Here is a 19,724-nt window from a genome sequence, read left to right as displayed (position 1 = left end):
GCAGGGCTGAGGCGTTGACGAGAGGAAACTAGCATGGCAAGCCCGATTACTCCCTCCACTGGCCTGGGTTCTGGCCTCGATATTTCTGCGATCGTCAAGGTGTTGGTGCAATCCGACACCGCTGCCAAGCAGGCGCAGATCACGCGGCAGACCAGCAACAATAGTGCGATGATTTCGGGCATCGGTGCGCTGCGTAGTGCTCTTACGGCGTTCCAGAATGCCATGAAGAAGCTGAATGACACGACTGCACCGTCTTTCAATGCTTATGCGGCAACTTCCTCCAATGATAAAGCGGTGAAGGTGACCTCAAGCAATGCTGCGGTGGCCGGCAGTTATGATATCGCAGTAACCAAGCTGGCGACTGGCTCGAAAGTGGCTAGCCAGCTGTTTGCCGAAGGTGCCACCAAGCCGATCAGTGAAGGCACTCTGAGCATCCAGCAAGGAAATCCCAGCAGCGGGGGCAAGGCCTATACTCTCGATATAGGGGCCGGTGCCACGTTGCAGAGTGTGCGTGACCAGATCAACAAAGAGTTGGGTGCAAGCGGTCTCAGTGCCAACATCGTCAATGGCGAAGGCGGTGCGCGTCTGGTGTTGTCGTCGTCTGTCACGGGGGCGGGGTCGGACCTGGTGCTATCAGGCGTTACGGAGCTGGAAATCAATGGCGGTAAGTCGATGGCTGAAAACGCCAATGGGGCCGGTTACATTTCTGGGCTGGCTCAAGATGCGGAATTGACCATTGATGGCTTGAAGGTTACCAGTGCTTCCAACAAGCTCGAGGATGCGATCAGCGGCATGAGCCTGGAGTTGCTGAGTGAAAGCTCCACTGCCAAGGTTACTGTAGCGCCTAACAATGATGGTCTGAAAACCTCGGTTCAGGCATTTGTGGATGCTTACAACACGCTACAGAAAACCATTACCTCGCTGACCTCGACCAGTCGTGATGAAGATGACAATCTGGTCTTGGGGCCTTTGACCAACGATCCGACTACCCGCTCGTTGTTGGGTGATCTTCGCAAGGTGCTTGCCGAAATTGGTTCGGGTGATCAGCTCACGACGCTGGGGCAGCTTGGCATCAACACTCAGAAAGATGGCACGCTGGAGTTCAACAGCACTAAGTTCACCGCAGCGATGAATGACAAGAAGCTGGGTACTGAGGTGCAGGAATTATTCACGGGTACCAATGGTATTTTCGAGCGAATGAACAAAGCCATTGATCCTTATAATGGGACAGATGGCAGTCTGGCTAGTCGAAACAACAACCTCAATGAAATGGCCAAGAATCTCACTGCTCAACAAGCGGCCCTGGACCGCCGCACAGAGTCCCTGACCGAGTCCCTGACCAAGAAGTACGTGGCCCTGGACACCGCCCTGGGCAAGATGAAAGCCCAGGCCGACCAGATCACCTCGATCTTCGAAGCGATCAACGCCCAGGCCAAGAAGTCCTGATCGGCTGAACATGCCAAAAGCCCGGCGGCGTCCGCGAGACGCCCCGGGCTTTTTGCTTTTCCCCTAAAGTTCTTTGACGTACAGGCGATACAGCAGGTACAAGCAACTTTTTACCGCAGCAACGAGGCAGATCCATGAACCCGATGTTGGCCCTTCGGCAGTACCAGAAAGTCAACGGCGCAGCGCAGACATCCGAAGCCAGCCCGCACCGCCTGGTGCAGATGCTCATGCAGGGCGGTCTTGATCGCATGGCACAGGCCAAGGGCGCCATTGCCCGCAACGACGTCGCGCAAAGGGGCATTCTCATCGGCAAGGCCATCGACATCATCGGCGGCCTGCGTGAAGGCCTGGACCTGGAAAACCATGCTGAAAGCCTGGCCGAGCTGGACAGTTTGTACATGTACATGAGCCGTCGCCTGATCGAGGCCAACGTCAAAGCCGACCCGGCCATCATCGATGAGGTCGCGCGCCTGCTGATCACTGTTAAGGAAGGTTGGGACGCAATCGGCGATCAGTCGTCGGCTTCCTGATAAAGGAGGATGGCATGAGCGAAGTAATCACCCGGATCGAGCAGACTCGGGAAATGCTGCTGGCGGCGCTGGCCGAGCGCAACTGGGAAGCGGTGGGTGAGCTGGACCTGGAGTGCCGCTTGCGCATCGGCGACATGGTGAGCGAGGCGAAAGGCAACGAGGCTGATGTCAGTGCCAGCCTTGAGCAGTTGTTGGCCGTATACCGTCAACTAATCGATGTTGCAAGTGGTGAACGTCAATCCTTGGTGGAAGAAATGACGAAAATCCGTCAGGCGAAGAACGCGGCAAAGGTATACCATTTGTTCACCTGACCACAGATCTGCAAAAAGCCAAGCGCCATTAATTTGACTGGCTGGTGTTTTTTGACTTTACTAGTGGCTGTTTTCGAATTTCAGACGTCCGAACACTGACCATTCAGTCGGAATGATGTCGAGCACGCCCTCGGGCGCCGATATGACTAGGGAAGTTGCTATTGCATGTGGCGTGAAACCAAGATTCTGCTGATCGACGACGACAGCGCACGCCGCCGCGACCTGGCGGTGGTGCTTAACTTCCTCGGCGAAGAAAACCTCGCTTGCTCCAGCCAGGACTGGCAGCAAGTGGTCGAGCCTTTGTCTTCGAGTCGCGAAGTGCTGTGCGTGCTCATCGGCACTGTAAACGCCCCGGGCAATGTGCTTGGGCTCGTTAAGACAGTGGCTGGGTGGGATGAGTTCCTTCCGGTTCTGCTTTTGGGTGAAATTTCTTCTGCGGAGTTCCCGGAAGACCTTCGCCGCCGGGTACTTTCCAACCTGGAAATGCCGCCAAGCTACAGCCAGCTGCTGGATTCGCTGCATCGTGCCCAGGTCTATCGCGAGATGTACGACCAGGCGCGCGAGCGTGGTCGCCAGCGCGAACCCAACCTGTTCCGCAGCCTGGTCGGCACCAGCCGTGCCATCCAGCACGTGCGCCAGATGATGCAGCAGGTGGCCGATACCGATGCCAGCGTGTTGATCCTGGGTGAGTCCGGCACCGGCAAGGAAGTGGTCGCGCGCAACCTGCACTACCATTCCAAGCGCCGCGAAGCGCCGTTCGTGCCGGTCAACTGCGGTGCGATCCCGGCCGAGTTGCTGGAAAGCGAACTGTTCGGCCACGAGAAGGGCGCCTTCACCGGGGCGATCACCAGCCGTGCCGGGCGTTTCGAGCTGGCCAACGGCGGTACCTTGTTCCTCGACGAAATCGGCGACATGCCGTTGCCGATGCAGGTCAAGCTGTTGCGCGTGCTGCAGGAGCGTACCTTCGAGCGCGTGGGCAGCAACAAGACCCAGAGCATCGATGTGCGCATCATTGCCGCGACCCACAAGAACCTCGAGACCATGATCGAGGAGGGCACGTTCCGCGAAGACCTGTACTACCGCCTGAACGTGTTCCCCATCGAGATGGCGCCGCTGCGTGAGCGGGTGGAAGACATCCCGCTGCTGATGAACGAGCTGATCTCGCGCATGGAGCACGAGAAGCGCGGTTCCATCCGTTTCAACTCTGCGTCGATCATGTCGCTGTGTCGCCACGGCTGGCCGGGCAACGTGCGCGAGCTGGCCAACCTGGTGGAGCGCATGGCGATCATGCACCCGTACGGGGTGATTGGCGTGTCCGAGCTGCCGAAGAAATTCCGTTACGTCGATGACGAAGACGAGCAGATGGTCGACAGCCTGCGCAGTGACCTGGAGGAGCGCGTGGCGATCAACGGCCATACGCCGAACTTCAACAACCACGCCATGCTACCGCCTGAAGGCCTGGACCTGAAGGACTACCTGGGTAGCCTGGAGCAGGGCCTGATCCAGCAGGCGCTGGACGATGCCAACGGTATCGTTGCACGCGCGGCTGAACGTTTGCGTATTCGTCGTACCACCCTGGTCGAGAAGATGCGCAAGTACGGCATGAGCCGCCAGGGGGGCGAGGAGCAGGCAGAGGATTGATGGCTGGGTCGGGGGTGTTCGCCTCGACCTTTCCGGCGCCTGTTAGATCGAGCGCCGCCCGCGCGGCGCTTCGCGGGACAAGCCCGCTCCCACATTTGTTGCAACGTGCCGAACCTGTCAGGCCATGGTTGCCTGCCTTGGTGCATGTCGTGAGACGGGCGGGGCGGCATCAATACCCATCTAGAAATCCAGTCATGCCGACAAGGCTGAAAACCATGGCCTCACAGGCATGGCCACGTTGCAGCAAATGTGGGAGCGGGCTTGTCCCGCGAAGCGCCGCGCGGGCGGCGCTCGGTCTAACAGGCGCAGAAAGTGTAACGGCAAACACCCGCGAAGCGCCGCGCGGGCGGCGCTCGGTCGCGCCCCATCCACCCACATTCCGCAATACTTTTCAGCGCTCCAGCCCTTCGCATGCGCCTATGTTTCCTGAACCTTTGTGCGAGGAGACCATATGGAGCGTGCTCAATCCCATCTCTTGCGCCGTGGCCGCTTCTCTATGCCCGGTGGCCTGTTTCTGTTAACAACCGTAACGAATAATCGAAAGCGAATTTTCACGGATTTCTGGCTAGCCCGAGCGGTGATTCAGCAGCTTCGGCAGGCTGAGTGCGAGGGGGCGTGTCAGTCATTGGCCTGGGTTGTGATGCCGGACCATCTCCATTGGTTGATTCAACTGAACGATTCGACATTATGCAGTTTGATGCGGCGATTTAAGTCGCGCAGCAGTCATGCGTTGTATCGCCGAGGAGTGAGGCGCGAAAGAGTGTGGCAAGCGGGCTATCAGGACCATGCCATTCGGCGGGAGGAAGACATTCGCAGGGTGGCGAGGTATGTAATTTGCAACCCATTACGGGCGGGATTGGCCAATAAGGTCGGTGATTATCCGCATTGGGACGCCGTATGGATCTGAGTCATCTGAAAGCCGTGAGCGCCGTCCGTGTGGCGTTTCGCGGGTGTTTGCCGATACACTTTCTGCGCCTGTTAGATTGAGCGCCGCCCGCGCGGCGCTTCGCGGGACAAGCCCGCTCCCACATTTGTTGCAACGTGCCGAACTTGTCAGGCCATGGTTGCCTGCCTTGGTGCATGTCGTGAGACGGGCGGGGCGGCATCAATGCCCACCTCGAAATCCAGTCATGCCAACAAGGCTGACAACCATGGCCTCACAGGCATGGCCACGTTGCAACAAATGTGGGAGCGGGCTTGTCCCGCGAAGCGCCGCGCGGGCGGCGCTCGGTCTAACAGGCGCAGAAAGTGTAACGGCAAACACCCGCGAAGCGCCGCGCGGGCGGCGCTCGATTTGCGCCCCACCACAAATCTCAAGCCCTGCATTAAACCCTATCTCCGGCACGGCTATTGCTACACCGCTGGCAACACACCGTTTTTATGACGGTCAGCCACGCGAGAGAGCAAGATGCCCCAGGCCGCCCACGTATCCCGAGCCCCCGATCCGCAGGGGCAAACCCTGGTCGAGCAGGAAAGCCGCCAGGGTGTCGAACAGGCCTTCGCCCTGTTCAATCAGGTGTCCAGCCAACTGAGCCAGTCCTACAGCCTGCTGGAAGCCCGAGTCAGCGAACTCAAGGGCGAGCTGGCGGTGGTCAGCGCCCAGCGCATCGATGAACTGAGCGAAAAGGAACGCCTGGCCAACCGCCTGCAAAATTTGCTGGACCTGCTGCCCGGCGGGGTCATCGTGATCGATGGTCAGGGCCTGGTGCGCGAAGCCAACCCGGCCGCCTGCGAACTGCTCGGCGAGCCGCTGGTCGGCCAGCTGTGGCGCCAGGTGATCGCGCGCAGCTTTGCTCCGCGCAAGGATGACGGTCACGAAGTCTCGCTGCGCGACGGCCGCCGTCTGTCCATTGCCACCCGCTCGCTGGATGCCGAGCCTGGCCAGTTGGTATTGCTCAACGACCTGACTGAAACCCGTCGCCTGCAAGACCAGCTGGCCCGCCACGAGCGCCTGTCTTCGCTGGGGCGCATGGTCGCCTCGCTGGCGCACCAGATCCGTACGCCATTGTCTGCGGCGATGCTCTACGCCAGCCACTTGGCTGACCCCGAGCAAGATCTGAGCGTGGAAACCCGCCAGCGCTTTGCCGGCACCCTGAAAGAGCGCCTGCACGAGCTGGAGCACCAGGTGCGCGACATGCTGGTATTCGCCCGTGGCGAGCTGCCGTTGAGTGATCGAGTCACGCCAAAAGCCTTGTTCCAGGCCCTGCAGCAGGCTGCCCAGGCGCATGTGCAGGGGCACGCCGTGCGCTGGCAGTGCGACAGCCATCTGGGTGAGCTGCTGTGCAACCGGGACACCCTGGTTGGTGCATTGCTCAACCTCATCGAAAATGCGCTGCAAGCCAGCGATGGCCCGGCGCGCCTGAAGGTGCACCTGTTCCGTCGCGAGCGCAGCCTGCACCTGTCTGTAAGCGATGCCGGCAGTGGCATCGATGCAGACCTGCTCGGCCGCCTGGGCGAGCCGTTCCTGACTACCAAGGCCACAGGCACCGGCCTGGGCCTGGCGGTGGTCAAGGCCGTGGTGCGCGCGCACCAGGGTACGCTGCGCCTGCGCTCGAAGGTCGGTCGTGGTACCTGCGTGCGGGTGGAGCTGCCGTTGATCGACGGGCAACCGGCGGAGGGCGTGTAATGGCGATCAAGGTGCTGCTGGTCGAGGATGACCGCGTATTGCGCCAGGCGCTGGGCGATACCCTGGAAATCGGCGGTTTCGCCTACCAGGCGGTGGGCAGTGCCGAAGAGGCACTGGATGCGGTGCTGGGTGAGGCCTTCAGCCTAGTGGTCAGCGATGTGAACATGCCTGGCATGGATGGCCACCAACTGCTGGCTCAGCTGCGCCGCCAGCATCCGCAATTGCCCGTGTTGCTGATGACCGCGCATGCCGCGGTGGAGCGCGCCGTCGAGGCGATGCGTCAAGGCGCCGCCGACTATCTGGTCAAGCCGTTCGAACCCAAGGCGTTGCTCAGCCTGGTCGAGCGGCATGCCGCCGGGCGCGTGGCTGACGAAGAAGGTCCGGTGGCCTGCGAGCCGGCCAGCCGACAGTTGCTGGAGCTGGCCGCGCGGGTGGCGCGCAGTGACTCGACCGTGCTGATCTCCGGCGAATCCGGCACCGGCAAGGAAGTGCTGGCGCGCTACATTCACCAGCAGTCGCCGCGGGCAGCGCAGCCCTTCGTGGCGATCAATTGTGCTGCCATCCCCGACAACATGCTCGAGGCCACCCTGTTCGGCCACGAGAAGGGGGCCTTCACCGGCGCCATCGCTGCGCAGGCGGGCAAGTTCGAGCAGGCCGAAGGTGGCACCTTGCTGCTTGATGAGATCTCGGAAATGCCAATGGCCTTGCAGGCCAAGCTGCTGCGCGTGCTGCAGGAGCGCGAGGTGGAGCGGGTAGGCGGGCGCAAGCCGATCAGCCTGGATATTCGTGTGCTGGCCACCACCAACCGTGACCTGGCTGGCGAGGTAGCGGCCGGGCGCTTCCGTGAAGACCTGTACTATCGCCTGTCGGTGTTCCCCCTGGCCTGGCGCCCCCTGCGCGAACGCCCGGGTGACATCCTGCAATTGGCCGAGCGCCTGTTGGCGCGACATGTGGCGAAGATGAAGCACGCCCCGGTCCGCCTGTCGCCCCAGGCGCGCGCATGCCTGCAGGCGTATGCCTGGCCGGGCAATGTGCGTGAGCTGGACAATGCCCTGCAGCGGGCGCTGATCCTGCAGCAGGGCGGGGTGATCGAGGCGGCGGATTTTTGTCTGGCAGGCGCCATTCCATTGTCGGCTGGCACGGAGCCATCACCTGAGGTGGCAGCCGAGGTCGGCGGGCTGGGTGATGACATGCGTCGTCATGAGTACCAGATGATCATCGACACCCTGCGCGCCGAGCGCGGTCGCCGCAAAGAGGCGGCCGAACGCCTGGGGATAAGCCCGCGTACCCTGCGCTACAAGCTGGCGCAGATGCGTGATGCCGGGTTTGACGTCGAGGCCAGCCTGTTCGGTTGATTGACAGCGCATCTTGCAGCGCGTGCGACTCCTGTGGGAGCGGGTTTACCCGCGAACACCGGCAAAGCCGGTGCCATGTACCGTGTCGCATTCTTCGCGGGTGAACCCGCTCCCACAGGTGTCATGTTGCCTGAGTCCTGGAGGCTGGCACCTTTGTTGCTTTAGGTTGGCTATCCGCCGCATCACTGTCAAAAAAATGCGGCCGCAGGAGAGAGAAGGGTCATGAGCCAAGGTGTTGAATTCAATCGTCTGATGTTGGACATGCGGGCCATGCAGGCCGATGCCATGTCGCTGCCCAAGGTGGCCGCAGCCCCCGAGCTGGCGCCCGGGCAGAGTACCTTTGCCGATATGCTCGGCCAGGCCATCGGCAAGGTGCATGAGACGCAGCAGGCTTCGACCCAGCTGGCCAATGCCTTCGAGATCGGCAAGAGTGGCGTCGACCTGACCGACGTGATGATCGCTTCGCAAAAGGCCAGCGTGTCGATGCAGGCCCTGACCCAGGTACGCAACAAGCTGGTCCAGGCGTATCAGGACATCATGCAGATGCCGGTTTGAGGACGGACGTAAACCATGGCTGAAGCAGTCGTCGACAACCCCCCCGCCAAAAGCGGCCCGCCCGCGGCCAAACCGCCGCTGTTCGGCATGGCGTTTCTGGAAAACATCGCGCAGATGCCCATGCTGCGTCAGGTCGGCCTTCTGGTCGGCCTGGCCGCCAGCGTGGCGATCGGCTTTGCCGTGGTGCTCTGGTCGCAACAACCCGATTACCGTCCGCTGTATGGCAGCCTGGCGGGCATGGACACCAAGCAGGTCATGGATACCCTGGCCGCTGCTGACATCCCCTACAACGTGGAGCCCAATTCCGGCGCTCTGCTGGTAAAGGCCGACGACCTCTCCCGTGCGCGCCTGAAACTGGCGGCCGCCGGTGTGGCACCCAGCGATGGCAATGTCGGTTTCGAGCTGCTCGACAAGGAGCAGGGCCTGGGCACCAGCCAGTTCATGGAAGCCACCCGTTACCGTCGCAGCCTGGAAGGTGAACTGGCGCGTACCGTGTCCAGCCTGAACAACGTCAAGGGCGCGCGCGTGCACCTGGCCATCCCGAAAAGCTCGGTGTTCGTGCGTGACGAACGCAAGCCCAGCGCCTCGGTACTGGTCGAGCTGTACCCGGGCCGTGCCCTGGAAGCCGGGCAGGTGATGGCCATCGTCAACCTGGTCGCTACCAGCGTGCCGGAACTGGACAAGTCCCAGGTCACCGTGGTCGACCAGAAGGGCAACCTGCTGTCCGAGCAGATCCAGGACACCGCCCTGACCCAGGCAGGCAAGCAGTTCGACTACAGCCGCCGGGTGGAAAGCCTACTCACCCAGCGGGTGCACAACATCCTGCAGCCGGTGCTGGGCAATGACCGCTACAAGGCCGAAGTGTCCGCTGACCTCGACTTCAGTGCCGTCGAGTCCACCTCCGAGCAGTTCAACCCCGACCAGCCGGCGCTGCGCAGCGAACAGTCGGTCGACGAACAACGTGCCAGCAGCCAGGGCCCGCAAGGTGTGCCCGGCGCGCTGAGCAACCAGCCTCCAGGCCCTGCATCGGCGCCGCAGACCACCGGTGGTGCCGCCACCCCGGCCGCGGCCATCCAGCCTGGCCAGCCGCTGGTGGATGCCAACGGCCAGCAGATCATGGACCCGGCCACCGGCCAGCCAATGCTCGCGCCGTACCCGTCGGACAAGCGCCAGCAAAGCACCAAGAACTTCGAGCTGGACCGCTCCATCAGCCACACCCGCCAGCAGCAGGGGCGCATGACCCGCCTGTCGGTGGCGGTGGTGGTGGACGACCAGGTCAAGATCGACCCGGCCACCGGCGACACCACCCGTGCGCCGTGGGGCGCCGAAGACCTGGCACGCTTCACTCGCCTGGTGCAGGACGCGGTCGGCTTCGATGCCAGCCGTGGCGACAGCGTGACAGTGATCAACGTGCCGTTCGCCGCCGATCGTGGCGAAGAAATCGCCGACATTGCCTTCTACCAGCAACCTTGGTTCTGGGACATCGTCAAGCAAGTGCTGGGCGTGGTATTCATCCTGGTGCTGGTGTTCGGCGTGCTGCGTCCGGTGCTGAACAACATTACAGGGGGCGGCAAGCAGGCTGCCTCGGATAGCGACATGGAGCTGGGCGGCATGATGGGTCTGGATGGCGAACTGGCCAACGACCGCGTCAGCCTGGGTGGCCCGACAAGCATTCTGCTGCCTAGCCCGAACGAGGGTTACGAGGCACAGCTCAACGCAATCAAAGGCCTGGTGGCCGAAGATCCGGGCCGCGTTGCCCAGGTCGTGAAAGAGTGGATCAACGCCGATGAGTGATAACCGAGCCGTTACCGCCAAGCTGAGCCGCGTCGACAAGGCGGCGATCCTCCTGCTTTCGCTGGGTGAAACCGACGCCGCCCAGGTGCTGCGGCACATGGGGCCCAAGGAAGTGCAGCGGGTGGGTGTGGCCATGGCGCAGATGGGCAATGTGCACCGTGAACAGGTTGAGCAGGTGATGAGCGAGTTCGTCGAAATCGTCGGCGACCAGACCAGCCTGGGCGTGGGCTCTGATGCCTATATCCGCAAGATGCTCAACCAGGCCCTGGGCGAGGACAAGGCCAACGGCCTGGTCGACCGCATCCTGCTTGGTGGCAACACCAGCGGCCTGGACAGCCTCAAGTGGATGGAGCCGCGCGCCGTTGCCGACGTGATCCGTTACGAGCACCCGCAGATCCAGGCCATCGTGGTCGCCTACCTCGACCCCGACCAGGCCGGCGAAGTGCTGAGCAACTTCGACCACAAGGTGCGCCTGGACATCGTCCTGCGCGTGTCGTCGCTGAACACTGTGCAACCGGCGGCGCTGAAGGAGCTGAACCAGATCCTCGAGAAGCAGTTCTCGGGCAACTCCAACGCGGCGCGTACCACCCTGGGTGGCATCAAGCGCGCCGCCGACATCATGAACTTCCTCGACAGCTCGGTGGAAGGTGCACTGATGGACGCGATCCGCGAAATCGACAGCGACCTGTCCGAGCAGATCGAAGACCTGATGTTCGTCTTCAACAACCTGGCCGACGTCGACGACCGTGGTATCCAGGCACTGCTGCGCGAAGTCTCGTCCGACGTGCTGGTGGTGTCGCTCAAGGGCGCCGACGAGCGGGTCAAGGACAAGATCTTCAAGAACATGTCCAAACGTGCCTCGGAGCTGTTGCGCGACGACCTGGAGGCCAAGGGGCCGGTACGGGTCAGCGACGTGGAAACGGCGCAGAAGGAAATCCTCACCATCGCCCGCCGCATGGCCGAGGCCGGCGAGATCGTGCTCGGCGGCAAGGGCGCCGAGGAAATGATCTAAGGTATTCGCGATCTGAAGGCCGACGCCGCCCCTTGTGGGAGCGGGTTTACCCGCGAAGGCGTCGGGCCTGGCGATAGAGCTTGTCGCTGCCGACGCATTCGCGGGTAAACCCGCTCCCACAGGGACCGTGTCGGCTGAACATGGTTTGAGAACATGACAGCATGCCCACCAAAGAACATCACCCCAGCGACCTGATCCGCGCCCGCGACCTCGAGGGCGTGGATGTCTGGGCGCTGCCCAGCTTCGACCCGGAACCGGAGCCTGAGCCCCAGCCTGCGCCAGAACCCACGGTAATCGAGGAAGAAGTCGAGGAAGTGCCGCTGGAAGAAGTCCAGCCACTGACCCTGGAAGAACTCGAGGCCATCCGCCAGGAAGCCTACAACGAAGGCTTCGCCACCGGTGAGCGCGAGGGCTTCCATAGCACCCAGCTCAAGGTCCGCCAGGAAGCCGAAGAGGCCCTGAAGGCCAAGCTGGAAAGCCTCGACCGGCTGATGACCAACCTGATGGAGCCGATCGCCGAGCAAGACACCCAGATCGAGAAAACCTTGGTCCATCTGGTGGCACACATGACCCGCCAGGTGATCGGTCGCGAACTGCGGGGCGATTCCAGTCAGATCACCCAGGTACTGCGCGAAGCGCTCAAGCTGCTGCCCATGGGCGCGGACAATATCCGCATCCACCTCAACCCGCAGGATTTCGAGCTGGCCAAGGCCCTGCGCGAACGCCATGAGGAAAGCTGGCGGCTGCTCGAGGACAGCGCACTGCTACCCGGCGGCTGCCGTATCGAGACCGCGCACAGCCGCATCGACGCGACCATGGAAACCCGCATCGAGAAAGCCGTGGCCCAACTGTTCGACCAGTTGCACGACCATTCGCTGCACCCGGCGGCGCCGGACATGTCGGTAGACCTGGACAGCCTGCCAGAGCGCGCCGTGGGTAACCCGGATGCATCTTGAGCGCACCAGTTTCGGCAAGCGCCTGGGCAGCTATGCCGAGGCCATCGAGCTGCCGGCCCAACCCATCGTCGAAGGCCGCCTGTTGCGCATGGTCGGCCTCACCCTGGAAGCCGAAGGCCTGCGCGCTGCAGTCGGCAGCCGCTGCCTGGTAATCAACGATGACAGCTACCACCCGGTGCAGGTGGAAGCCGAAGTCATGGGCTTTGCCGGGTCCAAGGTATTTCTCATGCCGGTCGGCAGCATTGTCGGCATCGCCCCCGGCGCCCGGGTGGTGCCGCTGGATGATAGCGGCCGCCTGCCCATGGGCATGAGCATGCTCGGCAGGGTGCTCGACGGCGCCGGCCGCGCACTGGATGGCAAAGGTGGGATGAAGGCCGAGGACTGGGTGCCGATGGATGGCCCGGTGATCAACCCGTTGAACCGCGACCCCATCAGCAAGCCGCTGGATGTGGGTATTCGCAGCATCAATGGCCTGCTCACCGTCGGTCGCGGCCAGCGCCTGGGCCTGTTTGCCGGTACCGGCGTGGGCAAGTCGGTGTTGCTGGGCATGATGACCCGCTTCACCGAAGCCGAAATCATCGTCGTCGGCCTGATCGGTGAGCGGGGGCGCGAGGTCAAGGAGTTCATCGAACATATTCTTGGTGAAGAAGGCCTCAAGCGCTCTGTGGTGGTCGCTTCGCCCGCCGACGATGCGCCGCTGATGCGCCTGCGTGCGGCCATGTACTGCACGCGTATTGCCGAGTACTTCCGCGACAAGGGCAAGAACGTGCTGTTGCTGATGGACTCGCTGACCCGTTTTGCCCAGGCTCAGCGGGAAATCGCCCTGGCCATCGGCGAGCCGCCGGCTACCCGGGGTTACCCGCCGTCGGTGTTCGCCAAGCTGCCCAAGCTGGTGGAGCGGGCCGGCAACGGCGAGCCAGGCGGTGGTTCGATCACCGCGTTCTATACCGTGTTGTCCGAAGGTGACGACCAGCAGGATCCGATTGCCGACGCGGCGCGCGGTGTGCTCGATGGCCACTTTGTGCTGTCGCGGCGGTTGGCCGAGGAAGGCCATTATCCGGCCATCGATATCGAAGCCTCGATCAGCCGGGTCATGCCCCAGGTGGTCGATGCCGATCATTTGCGCCAGGCGCAAAAGTTCAAGCAGTTGTGGTCGCGCCTGTCGCAAAGCCGCGACCTGATCAGCGTGGGCGCATACGTGGCGGGTGGCGACCCGGAAACCGACCTGGCCATTGCCTTGCAATCGAAGCTGCTGGAGTTTCTGCGCCAGGGCCTGCGCGAGAGCGTGGGCATGGCGCAGAGCCGTGAACAGTTGGGGGCGATCTTTGCGCCCCCGGCGGGCGGTTGATAGGCCATGGCGTTGCCCGGACGTGCCGCGCGCCTGGCGCCGGTGGTGGACATGGCCGAAGAGGCCGAGCGCCAGGCGGCCCAGCGCCTTGGGCATTTCCAGCAGCAGGTGGCCACCGCCCAGGCCAAGCTGGCCGAGCTCGAGCGGTTTCGCGAGGATTACCAGCTGCAGTGGATCAACCGTGGCGGGCAGGGGGTAAATGGTAGCTGGCTGGTCAATTACCAGCGTTTTCTCGGGCAGCTGGAAACGGCCATGACCCAGCAGCGCCAGAGCCTGGCCTGGCACCAGAACAACCTCAACAACGCCCGCGGCACCTGGCAGCAGGCCTATGCCCGGGTGGAAGGCTTGCGCAAGCTGGTGCAGCGCTACCTGGACGAAGCCAGGCGCGCCGAAGACAAGCGCGAGCAGCGCTTGCTCGACGAGCTGTCCCAGCGCCTGCCGCGGCAGAATCATCTATAGCCTGCAATGGCCTCTTCGCGGGTAAACCCGCTCCCACAAGTACGACGCAGGATTCGAAGTGGTGGAGATCCTGTGGGAGCGGGTTTACCCGCGAAGAGGCCAGTACAGGCAGCACATATATGTCGCGCTGCACGCAGAATCGTGTGCTTGCCACCCCCGGCATCGCCTGCTAAACCTTTAAGGAGTTGCATCCGCCATCATCGAAGGAATCGCTAGCATGGCAGTCGAGACTGATTTTTCGCAGGATGGGAAAAAGCTGACGATAAAGATCAAGGGGCGCTTCGATTTCGGCAAGCACCAGGAATTTCGTGACGCCTACGAACGCCAGCCCCGCCGGCCCGATTCGGTGGTCGTCGACCTGAAGGACACCACCTACCTCGACAGTTCTGCACTCGGCATGCTGCTGTTGCTGCGTGACCATGCGGGCGGCGATGATTCTGATGTGCGGGTGGTGCATGCCAGCTCCGATGTGCGCAAGATCCTCGCCATCTCCAATTTCGAAAAACTCTTCGATATCAGTTGAGCGCCGACATGCCCGCCGAACAGGCGTTGACCGTGCTGGTCGCCGAAGACGGTGCCGCCGACCGTCTGCTGCTGGCGCAGATCGTGCGCCGGCAGGGTCATCAGGTATTCACCGCGGAAAACGGCGAGCAGGCGGTGGCACTGTTCATCGAGCGGCGCCCGCAACTGGTGCTGCTGGATGCACTGATGCCGGTGATGGACGGCTTCGAGGCGGCACGGCAGATCAAGGCCCTGGCCGGCGAAGCGCTGGTGCCGATCATTTTCCTGACGTCATTGAACGAGGAGGAAGGCCTGGTGCGCTGCCTGGAGGCCGGGGGCGACGACTTCATGGCCAAGCCCTACAGTGCGGTTATCCTCGGCGCCAAGATCCGCGCCATGGACCGCCTGCGCCGGCTGCAGGCCACCGTGCTGGAGCAGCGTGACCAGATTACCCGGCACCACCACCACCTGCTCAACGAGCAGCGGGTGGCCAAGGCAGTATTCGACAAGGTGGCCCACTCCGGCTGCCTGGCCGCGCCCAACATCCGCTACCTGCAGTCGCCCTATGCGCTGTTCAATGGCGATCTGATGCTGGCCGCGTTCACCCCGTCCGGCGACATGCGCGTGCTGCTTGGCGATTTCACCGGCCACGGCCTGCCAGCGGCGGTGGGGGCCATGCCGCTGGCTGAAGTGTTCTACGGCATGACTGCCAAGGGCTACGGCATGGCCCAGGTCCTGCGCGAGATGAACGCCAAGCTCAAACGCATCCTGCCGGTGGACATGTTCTGTTGTGCGCTGTTGCTCAACCTCAGCATGCAGCGCGGTTCGGTGGAGGTGTGGAACGGTGGCATGCCTGATGGCTATCGCCTGGCAGTGGATGGCCAGGTGCTGTCGGTGCTGAGTTCGCGACACCTGCCACTGGGCATCCTGGATGCCGAGCGTTTCGATGACAGTACCGAAGTGTTGCCGTTGGCACCAGGCGAGCGCCTGCTGCTGCTGTCGGACGGCGTGCTGGACACTGCCGACGACCAGGAACGCCTGTTCGGCGTGCAGCGCCTGCGCAGGGTGCTGGCCGACAACCGTGACCCGGTGCGGCTGTTCGACGAAGTGATGCAGGCCCTGGAGCGCTTTGGCGGGCGCCCGCGCGATGACATCAGCTTGTGCGACATTCGCATGTTCAGCGCCGAGGAGCGGGTGCCGGCGCCTATGATCTACTCTGATAGCGGCCGCTCCAGCCCGCTGGACTGGTCGCTGGGGTTCGAGGTGCGTGGCCAGAGCCTGAAACGCTTCAACCCGGTGCCGTACCTGGTGCAATTGTTGCAGGAGATTCACGGCCTGCGCGCACGTACCGGCAACCTGCACAGTGTGCTCAGCGAGCTGTATTCCAACGCCCTGGAGCATGGCGTGCTGGGCCTGGACTCGCAGCTCAAACGCGATGTACAGGGCTTTGCCGACTACTATCAGGAACGCGCTCGGCGCCTTGGGGTGCTGACCGACGGTTACGTACGCATCGACTTCCAGGTTGAACCGCAGGCCGATGGCGGGCGTCTGATGATCGAGGTCCGTGACAGCGGTGCCGGGTTCGATGTGCAGCGCGTGCTGTCGCGGCCCTCGCTGGCGCAGGAGCTGAGCGGGCGAGGCCTGAACCTGGTGCGGCGGTTGGCCAGCAGTGCGCACTGGAGTGATGGCGGGCGCTGCGCGCATGTGGAGTTCGTCTGGTGAGCCACGGGTTGGCTCGGGCATAATCTGGCTTGATCAAGGAGTGAACAAGTGACTGACATGCATATTGACCACAAGGTACTCAGCGACCTGCGTGAGATCATGGAAGATGGCTACCTGCAATTGGTGCAAACCTTTCTCGACGACTCCGAACAGCGCCTTGATCAGCTGCACGCGGCCAAAAGTGCCGAAGAGCTCAGTTCTGCAGCCCACAGTTTCAAGGGCAGCAGCAGCAACATGGGCGCAGTTGTGTTGGCCAGTCTGTGCCAGCAGCTGGAGGAGCGCGCGCAGCGGCCCCCACTGTATGGCATCGAGGACCTGATCAGCCGCATCGACTTGGAGTTCGTCGAGGTGCAGCGCTTCTACCGAGGTGAGCAGCAACGCATTTCGGCAGGTTAACCCACAACTTGGCGCGAGTCTTGCGTGTCTCTGGCCGGATTATTTTTTTGTTTCTGGCGCGGAGACTGCTCGATGCCTGTCGCACCCAACCCATTGTTGCAAGGCAACGCCATTGCCACCACCTCGCGGTCGGCCACCACGCAGGTTGAAAAACCTCTGCAGGCGCCGGGCGACAAGGGTGACAGCTTTGGCCAGGTGATGGCCAGGCGGGGCCGCGACAAGGCCGCCGCGCAGGACGACAAGGCCGACCAGGCCAAGCCCAAGGACAAATCCGAGGCGGCACAAGGCGGCAAGAAAGACGCTGCGGAAAAACCCGCCGTTGCCGATGACGGCAAACAATTGCCAGCCGACGATCAGGCTCAGGCGGACACTGGCGTGCGCGATGCCAGCCTTGTGGCCGGCCAGGTAACCGACGCTCAGCCTGGCGCACAGCTGATTCAGGCCCAGGCCGAGGCGGTGGCACCTGTGTTGCAAGCCGCCACGGCGCAGGCTCAGGTCACCGCCGCACTGCCCGAGGAGCCAGTCGCCGAGGAAGCCTTCGACCCTGACGCCGACCCTTTGGCCAACCTGCCGACCTTGCGCCTGGCACTGGAACAAAGCGCCCAGGCCAAAGGGGCGACTTCGGCGCATGCCCTGGACCCTTCACAGGCCCAGGGCGAGGAGGGGCAGATGGCCGTCAATACCTTGGCGAATCTGGTCGAGAATGCCGAGGGTGAAACCGGCGAGCCTGGCGACAAGGCCTTTGCTGGCTTGCTCGAAGATGGCCTGAAGGACACCAAGAGCGCTGGCAGCGATACGCGCGTCGACGATTTCGCCAACCGCCTGGCCAACCTGACCCAGGCCGCCACGGCCAAGACCGCCAATGCCGTGCCGGCCAATGCCAGCCCATTGCACCAACCGCTGCCGATGAACCAGAACGCCTGGGCCGAGGGCCTGGTCAACCGGGTCATGTACCTGTCCAGCCAGAACCTCAAGTCGGCGGATATCCAGTTGGAGCCGGCGGAGCTGGGGCGCCTGGACATTCGCGTCAATGTTGCGACGGACCAGTCGACCCAGATCACCTTCATCAGCGGCCACGCCGGTGTGCGTGACGCCCTCGACAGCCAGGTGCACCGCCTGCGCGAGCTGTTCGCCCAGCAGGGGCTGGCACAGCCGGATGTCAACGTGGCCGACCAGTCGCGCGGGCAACAGCAGCAGCAGGGGCAGGCGCAGGGCAGCAACCTGTCCGGGGTGGCGGCGCGCCGGGCCGAGCAGGATGGCGGCGAGGCAGTCGATAGCGCCCGGCCTGTGGAGCAACAGGTGGTTGTTGGCGACAGCGCGGTCGATTATTACGCGTAGATCTCGATTGCCTGTACTGGCCTCTTCGCGGGTAAACCCGCTCCCACAAGTACAATGCAGGATTCGCAACCTGTGCAGGTCCTGTGGGAGCGGGTTCACCTGCGAAGAAGCCAGCACAGTCGTCCCTGCTGAAAAATGCCCTTCTGCAAAATCTGGCATAACACTTGCTCAAGCCAAGCCATTCTCCCTTGAACCCCCGATGGACGACGGATTATTGGCATGGCGAAGAGCGAAGCAGTCAAAGACCCCGCCACTAAAGGCAAACTCAAGCTGATCCTGCTGGCAGTAGTGGGCCTGTTGCTGGCGATCGGCCTTTCGGTGGGCGCTACCTGGTTCATCATGCACAAGAGCGAGCCGGCCCCGGCCGCCGATCCTGCAGCCAGCAACGTCAAGCCAGCGGCTATCTACGAAGCGCTGGCCCCGGCCTTCGTGGTCAACTTCAACCAGAACGGCCGCCAGCGCTACATGCAGGTGAGCATCACCCTGCAAGCGCGCAGCCAGGCTGACCTGGATGCGCTCAAGGTGCACATGCCGGTGATCCGCAACAACCTGGTGATGATGTTCTCCGGGCAAGGCTTCGACACCCTGGCCGGCAGCCCGGTAGGGCAGGAAATGCTGCGCCAGAAGGCCACCGCAGTGGTCCAGGAAGTGGCGCAGAAGGAAGTCGGCAAGCCGGTCGTCGACCAGTTGCTGTTCACCAATTTCGTATTGCAGTAGGAGTCCGCAATGGCCGTACAGGACCTGCTGTCCCAGGATGAAATCGATGCCCTGTTGCATGGCGTCGACGACGGGCTGGTGCAGACCGAGAGTGCATCCGAGCCTGGCAGCATCAAAAGCTACGACCTGACCAGCCAGGACCGTATCGTGCGGGGCCGCATGCCGACCCTGGAAATGATCAACGAGCGTTTCGCCCGTTACACCCGTATCAGCATGTTCAACCTGCTGCGCCGTTCCGCCGACGTGGCGGTGGGGGGCGTGCAAGTGATGAAGTTCGGCGAGTACGTGCACTCGCTGTACGTGCCGACCAGCCTCAACCTGGTCAAGATCAAGCCGTTGCGCGGCACCTCGCTGTTCATCCTCGATGCCAAGCTGGTGTTCAAGCTGGTGGACAACTTCTTCGGCGGCGACGGCCGCCACGCCAAGATCGAAGGCCGCGAATTCACCCCCACCGAACTGCGCGTGGTGCGCATGGTGCTGGACCAGTGCTTCGTCGACCTCAAGGAAGCCTGGCAGGCAATCATGCCGGTCACCTTCGAATACATGAACTCCGAAGTAAACCCGGCCATGGCCAACATCGTCGGCCCCAGCGAGGCGGTGGTGGTGTCCACCTTCCACATCGAACTGGATGGCGGTGGCGGTGACCTGCACGTGACCATGCCGTACTCGATGATCGAGCCGGTGCGGGAAATGCTCGATGCCGGTTTCCAGTCCGACCTGGACGACCAGGACGAGCGCTGGGTCAAGGCCCTGCGCGAGGACGTGCTGGACGTGGCCGTGCCGCTGACCGCCACCGTAGCCCGGCGCCAGCTGAAGCTGCGCGACATCCTGCACATGCAGCCTGGCGACGTGATCCCGGTGGAGCTTCCCGAGCACCTGGTGCTGCGCGCCAACGGCGTGCCGTCGTTCAAGGCGCGCCTGGGTTCGCACAAGGGCAACCTGGCGCTGCAGATCATCGACCCGATCGAACGCCGCTGACGGCGTGCCGGTCACTCCTAACGAATTGAATGCCTGTCG

General features: G+C 62.9%; 19 protein-coding genes. All 19 read left to right on the top strand.

The genetic code is table 11. From position 1 onward, the window contains the following. Positions 1–33: 33 nt before the first annotated feature. The 19 genes from fliD to fliM all read left to right on the top strand — a co-directional run bounded on the left by fliD (position 34) and on the right by fliM (position 19,685). Positions 34–1,446, top strand: coding sequence for a flagellar filament capping protein FliD (gene fliD / locus R9B85_RS04975; RefSeq protein WP_423770874.1), 1,413 nt, complete (start codon positions 34–36; stop codon positions 1,444–1,446). A gap of 134 nt (positions 1,447–1,580) precedes the next feature. Next, on the top strand, positions 1,581–1,976 hold the full coding sequence (gene fliS / locus R9B85_RS04970; protein WP_112253094.1) for a flagellar export chaperone FliS: 396 nt from the start codon (positions 1,581–1,583) through the stop codon (positions 1,974–1,976). Between the two features lie 14 nt (positions 1,977–1,990). Then, positions 1,991–2,287 carry a flagellar protein FliT gene (locus R9B85_RS04965; RefSeq protein WP_112253093.1) on the top strand — a complete coding sequence of 99 codons (297 nt, stop codon included), beginning with the start codon at positions 1,991–1,993 and terminating at the stop codon, positions 2,285–2,287. Positions 2,288–2,452: 165 nt separating this feature from the next. Further along, complete coding sequence (gene fleQ / locus R9B85_RS04960) at positions 2,453–3,928, top strand: transcriptional regulator FleQ (RefSeq protein WP_112253092.1); 1,476 nt, start codon at positions 2,453–2,455, stop codon at positions 3,926–3,928. 451 nt (positions 3,929–4,379) lie between these two features. Continuing rightward, positions 4,380–4,835, top strand: coding sequence for an REP-associated tyrosine transposase (locus R9B85_RS04955; RefSeq protein ID WP_207880131.1), 456 nt, complete (start codon positions 4,380–4,382; stop codon positions 4,833–4,835). Positions 4,836–5,336: 501 nt separating this feature from the next. Continuing rightward, positions 5,337–6,554 (top strand): sensor histidine kinase, encoded by a 1,218-nt coding sequence (locus R9B85_RS04950; protein WP_112253090.1) that lies wholly within the window; start codon positions 5,337–5,339, stop codon positions 6,552–6,554. Beyond that, on the top strand, positions 6,554–7,909 hold the full coding sequence (locus R9B85_RS04945; RefSeq protein WP_112253089.1) for a sigma-54-dependent transcriptional regulator: 1,356 nt from the start codon (positions 6,554–6,556) through the stop codon (positions 7,907–7,909). The genes R9B85_RS04950 and R9B85_RS04945 overlap by 1 nt, the downstream gene beginning before the upstream one ends. Before the next feature lie 222 nt (positions 7,910–8,131). Continuing rightward, complete coding sequence (gene fliE, locus R9B85_RS04940; protein WP_013973606.1) at positions 8,132–8,464, top strand: flagellar hook-basal body complex protein FliE; 333 nt, start codon at positions 8,132–8,134, stop codon at positions 8,462–8,464. 15 nt (positions 8,465–8,479) lie between these two features. Continuing rightward, on the top strand, positions 8,480–10,258 hold the full coding sequence (fliF, locus tag R9B85_RS04935; protein WP_207878148.1) for a flagellar basal-body MS-ring/collar protein FliF: 1,779 nt from the start codon (positions 8,480–8,482) through the stop codon (positions 10,256–10,258). Next, positions 10,251–11,270 (top strand): flagellar motor switch protein FliG, encoded by a 1,020-nt coding sequence (gene fliG / locus R9B85_RS04930; protein ID WP_003257289.1) that lies wholly within the window; start codon positions 10,251–10,253, stop codon positions 11,268–11,270. Before fliF ends, fliG begins: the two co-directional genes overlap by 8 nt. A gap of 161 nt (positions 11,271–11,431) precedes the next feature. Beyond that, positions 11,432–12,226: a flagellar assembly protein FliH gene (gene fliH / locus R9B85_RS04925; protein WP_423770873.1), complete on the top strand. Its 795-nt coding sequence runs from the start codon at positions 11,432–11,434 to the stop codon at positions 12,224–12,226. Beyond that, positions 12,216–13,574 (top strand): flagellar protein export ATPase FliI, encoded by a 1,359-nt coding sequence (gene fliI / locus R9B85_RS04920; RefSeq protein ID WP_112253085.1) that lies wholly within the window; start codon positions 12,216–12,218, stop codon positions 13,572–13,574. The genes fliH and fliI overlap by 11 nt, the downstream gene beginning before the upstream one ends. A 6-nt stretch (positions 13,575–13,580) precedes the next feature. After that, entirely contained in the window at positions 13,581–14,033 is a 453-nt protein-coding gene (gene fliJ, locus R9B85_RS04915; RefSeq protein ID WP_112253084.1) for a flagellar export protein FliJ, read from the top strand. A gap of 217 nt (positions 14,034–14,250) precedes the next feature. Beyond that, positions 14,251–14,556, top strand: a complete 306-nt coding sequence (locus R9B85_RS04910; RefSeq protein WP_112253083.1) for an STAS domain-containing protein — start codon at positions 14,251–14,253, stop codon at positions 14,554–14,556. A gap of 8 nt (positions 14,557–14,564) precedes the next feature. Then, the gene (locus tag R9B85_RS04905) at positions 14,565–16,256 is read left to right on the top strand and encodes a fused response regulator/phosphatase (protein ID WP_207878145.1); all 1,692 of its coding nucleotides are present in this window, start codon (positions 14,565–14,567) and stop codon (positions 16,254–16,256) included. A gap of 48 nt (positions 16,257–16,304) precedes the next feature. Next, entirely contained in the window at positions 16,305–16,652 is a 348-nt protein-coding gene (locus R9B85_RS04900; protein ID WP_207878144.1) for an Hpt domain-containing protein, read from the top strand. Between the two features lie 72 nt (positions 16,653–16,724). Further along, positions 16,725–17,990 (top strand): flagellar hook-length control protein FliK, encoded by a 1,266-nt coding sequence (locus tag R9B85_RS04895; RefSeq protein ID WP_423770872.1) that lies wholly within the window; start codon positions 16,725–16,727, stop codon positions 17,988–17,990. A gap of 219 nt (positions 17,991–18,209) precedes the next feature. Next, positions 18,210–18,707, top strand: coding sequence for a flagellar basal body-associated protein FliL (fliL, locus tag R9B85_RS04890; RefSeq protein WP_025340078.1), 498 nt, complete (start codon positions 18,210–18,212; stop codon positions 18,705–18,707). A gap of 9 nt (positions 18,708–18,716) precedes the next feature. Further along, positions 18,717–19,685, top strand: a complete 969-nt coding sequence (gene fliM, locus R9B85_RS04885; RefSeq protein ID WP_013973595.1) for a flagellar motor switch protein FliM — start codon at positions 18,717–18,719, stop codon at positions 19,683–19,685. Positions 19,686–19,724: the final 39 nt, after the last annotated feature.

Source organism: Pseudomonas sp. NLJ1 (assembly GCF_049486705.1).
Classification (GTDB): domain Bacteria; phylum Pseudomonadota; class Gammaproteobacteria; order Pseudomonadales; family Pseudomonadaceae; genus Aquipseudomonas; species Aquipseudomonas inefficax.
This window is presented reverse-complemented; position numbering and strand designations above follow the sequence as displayed.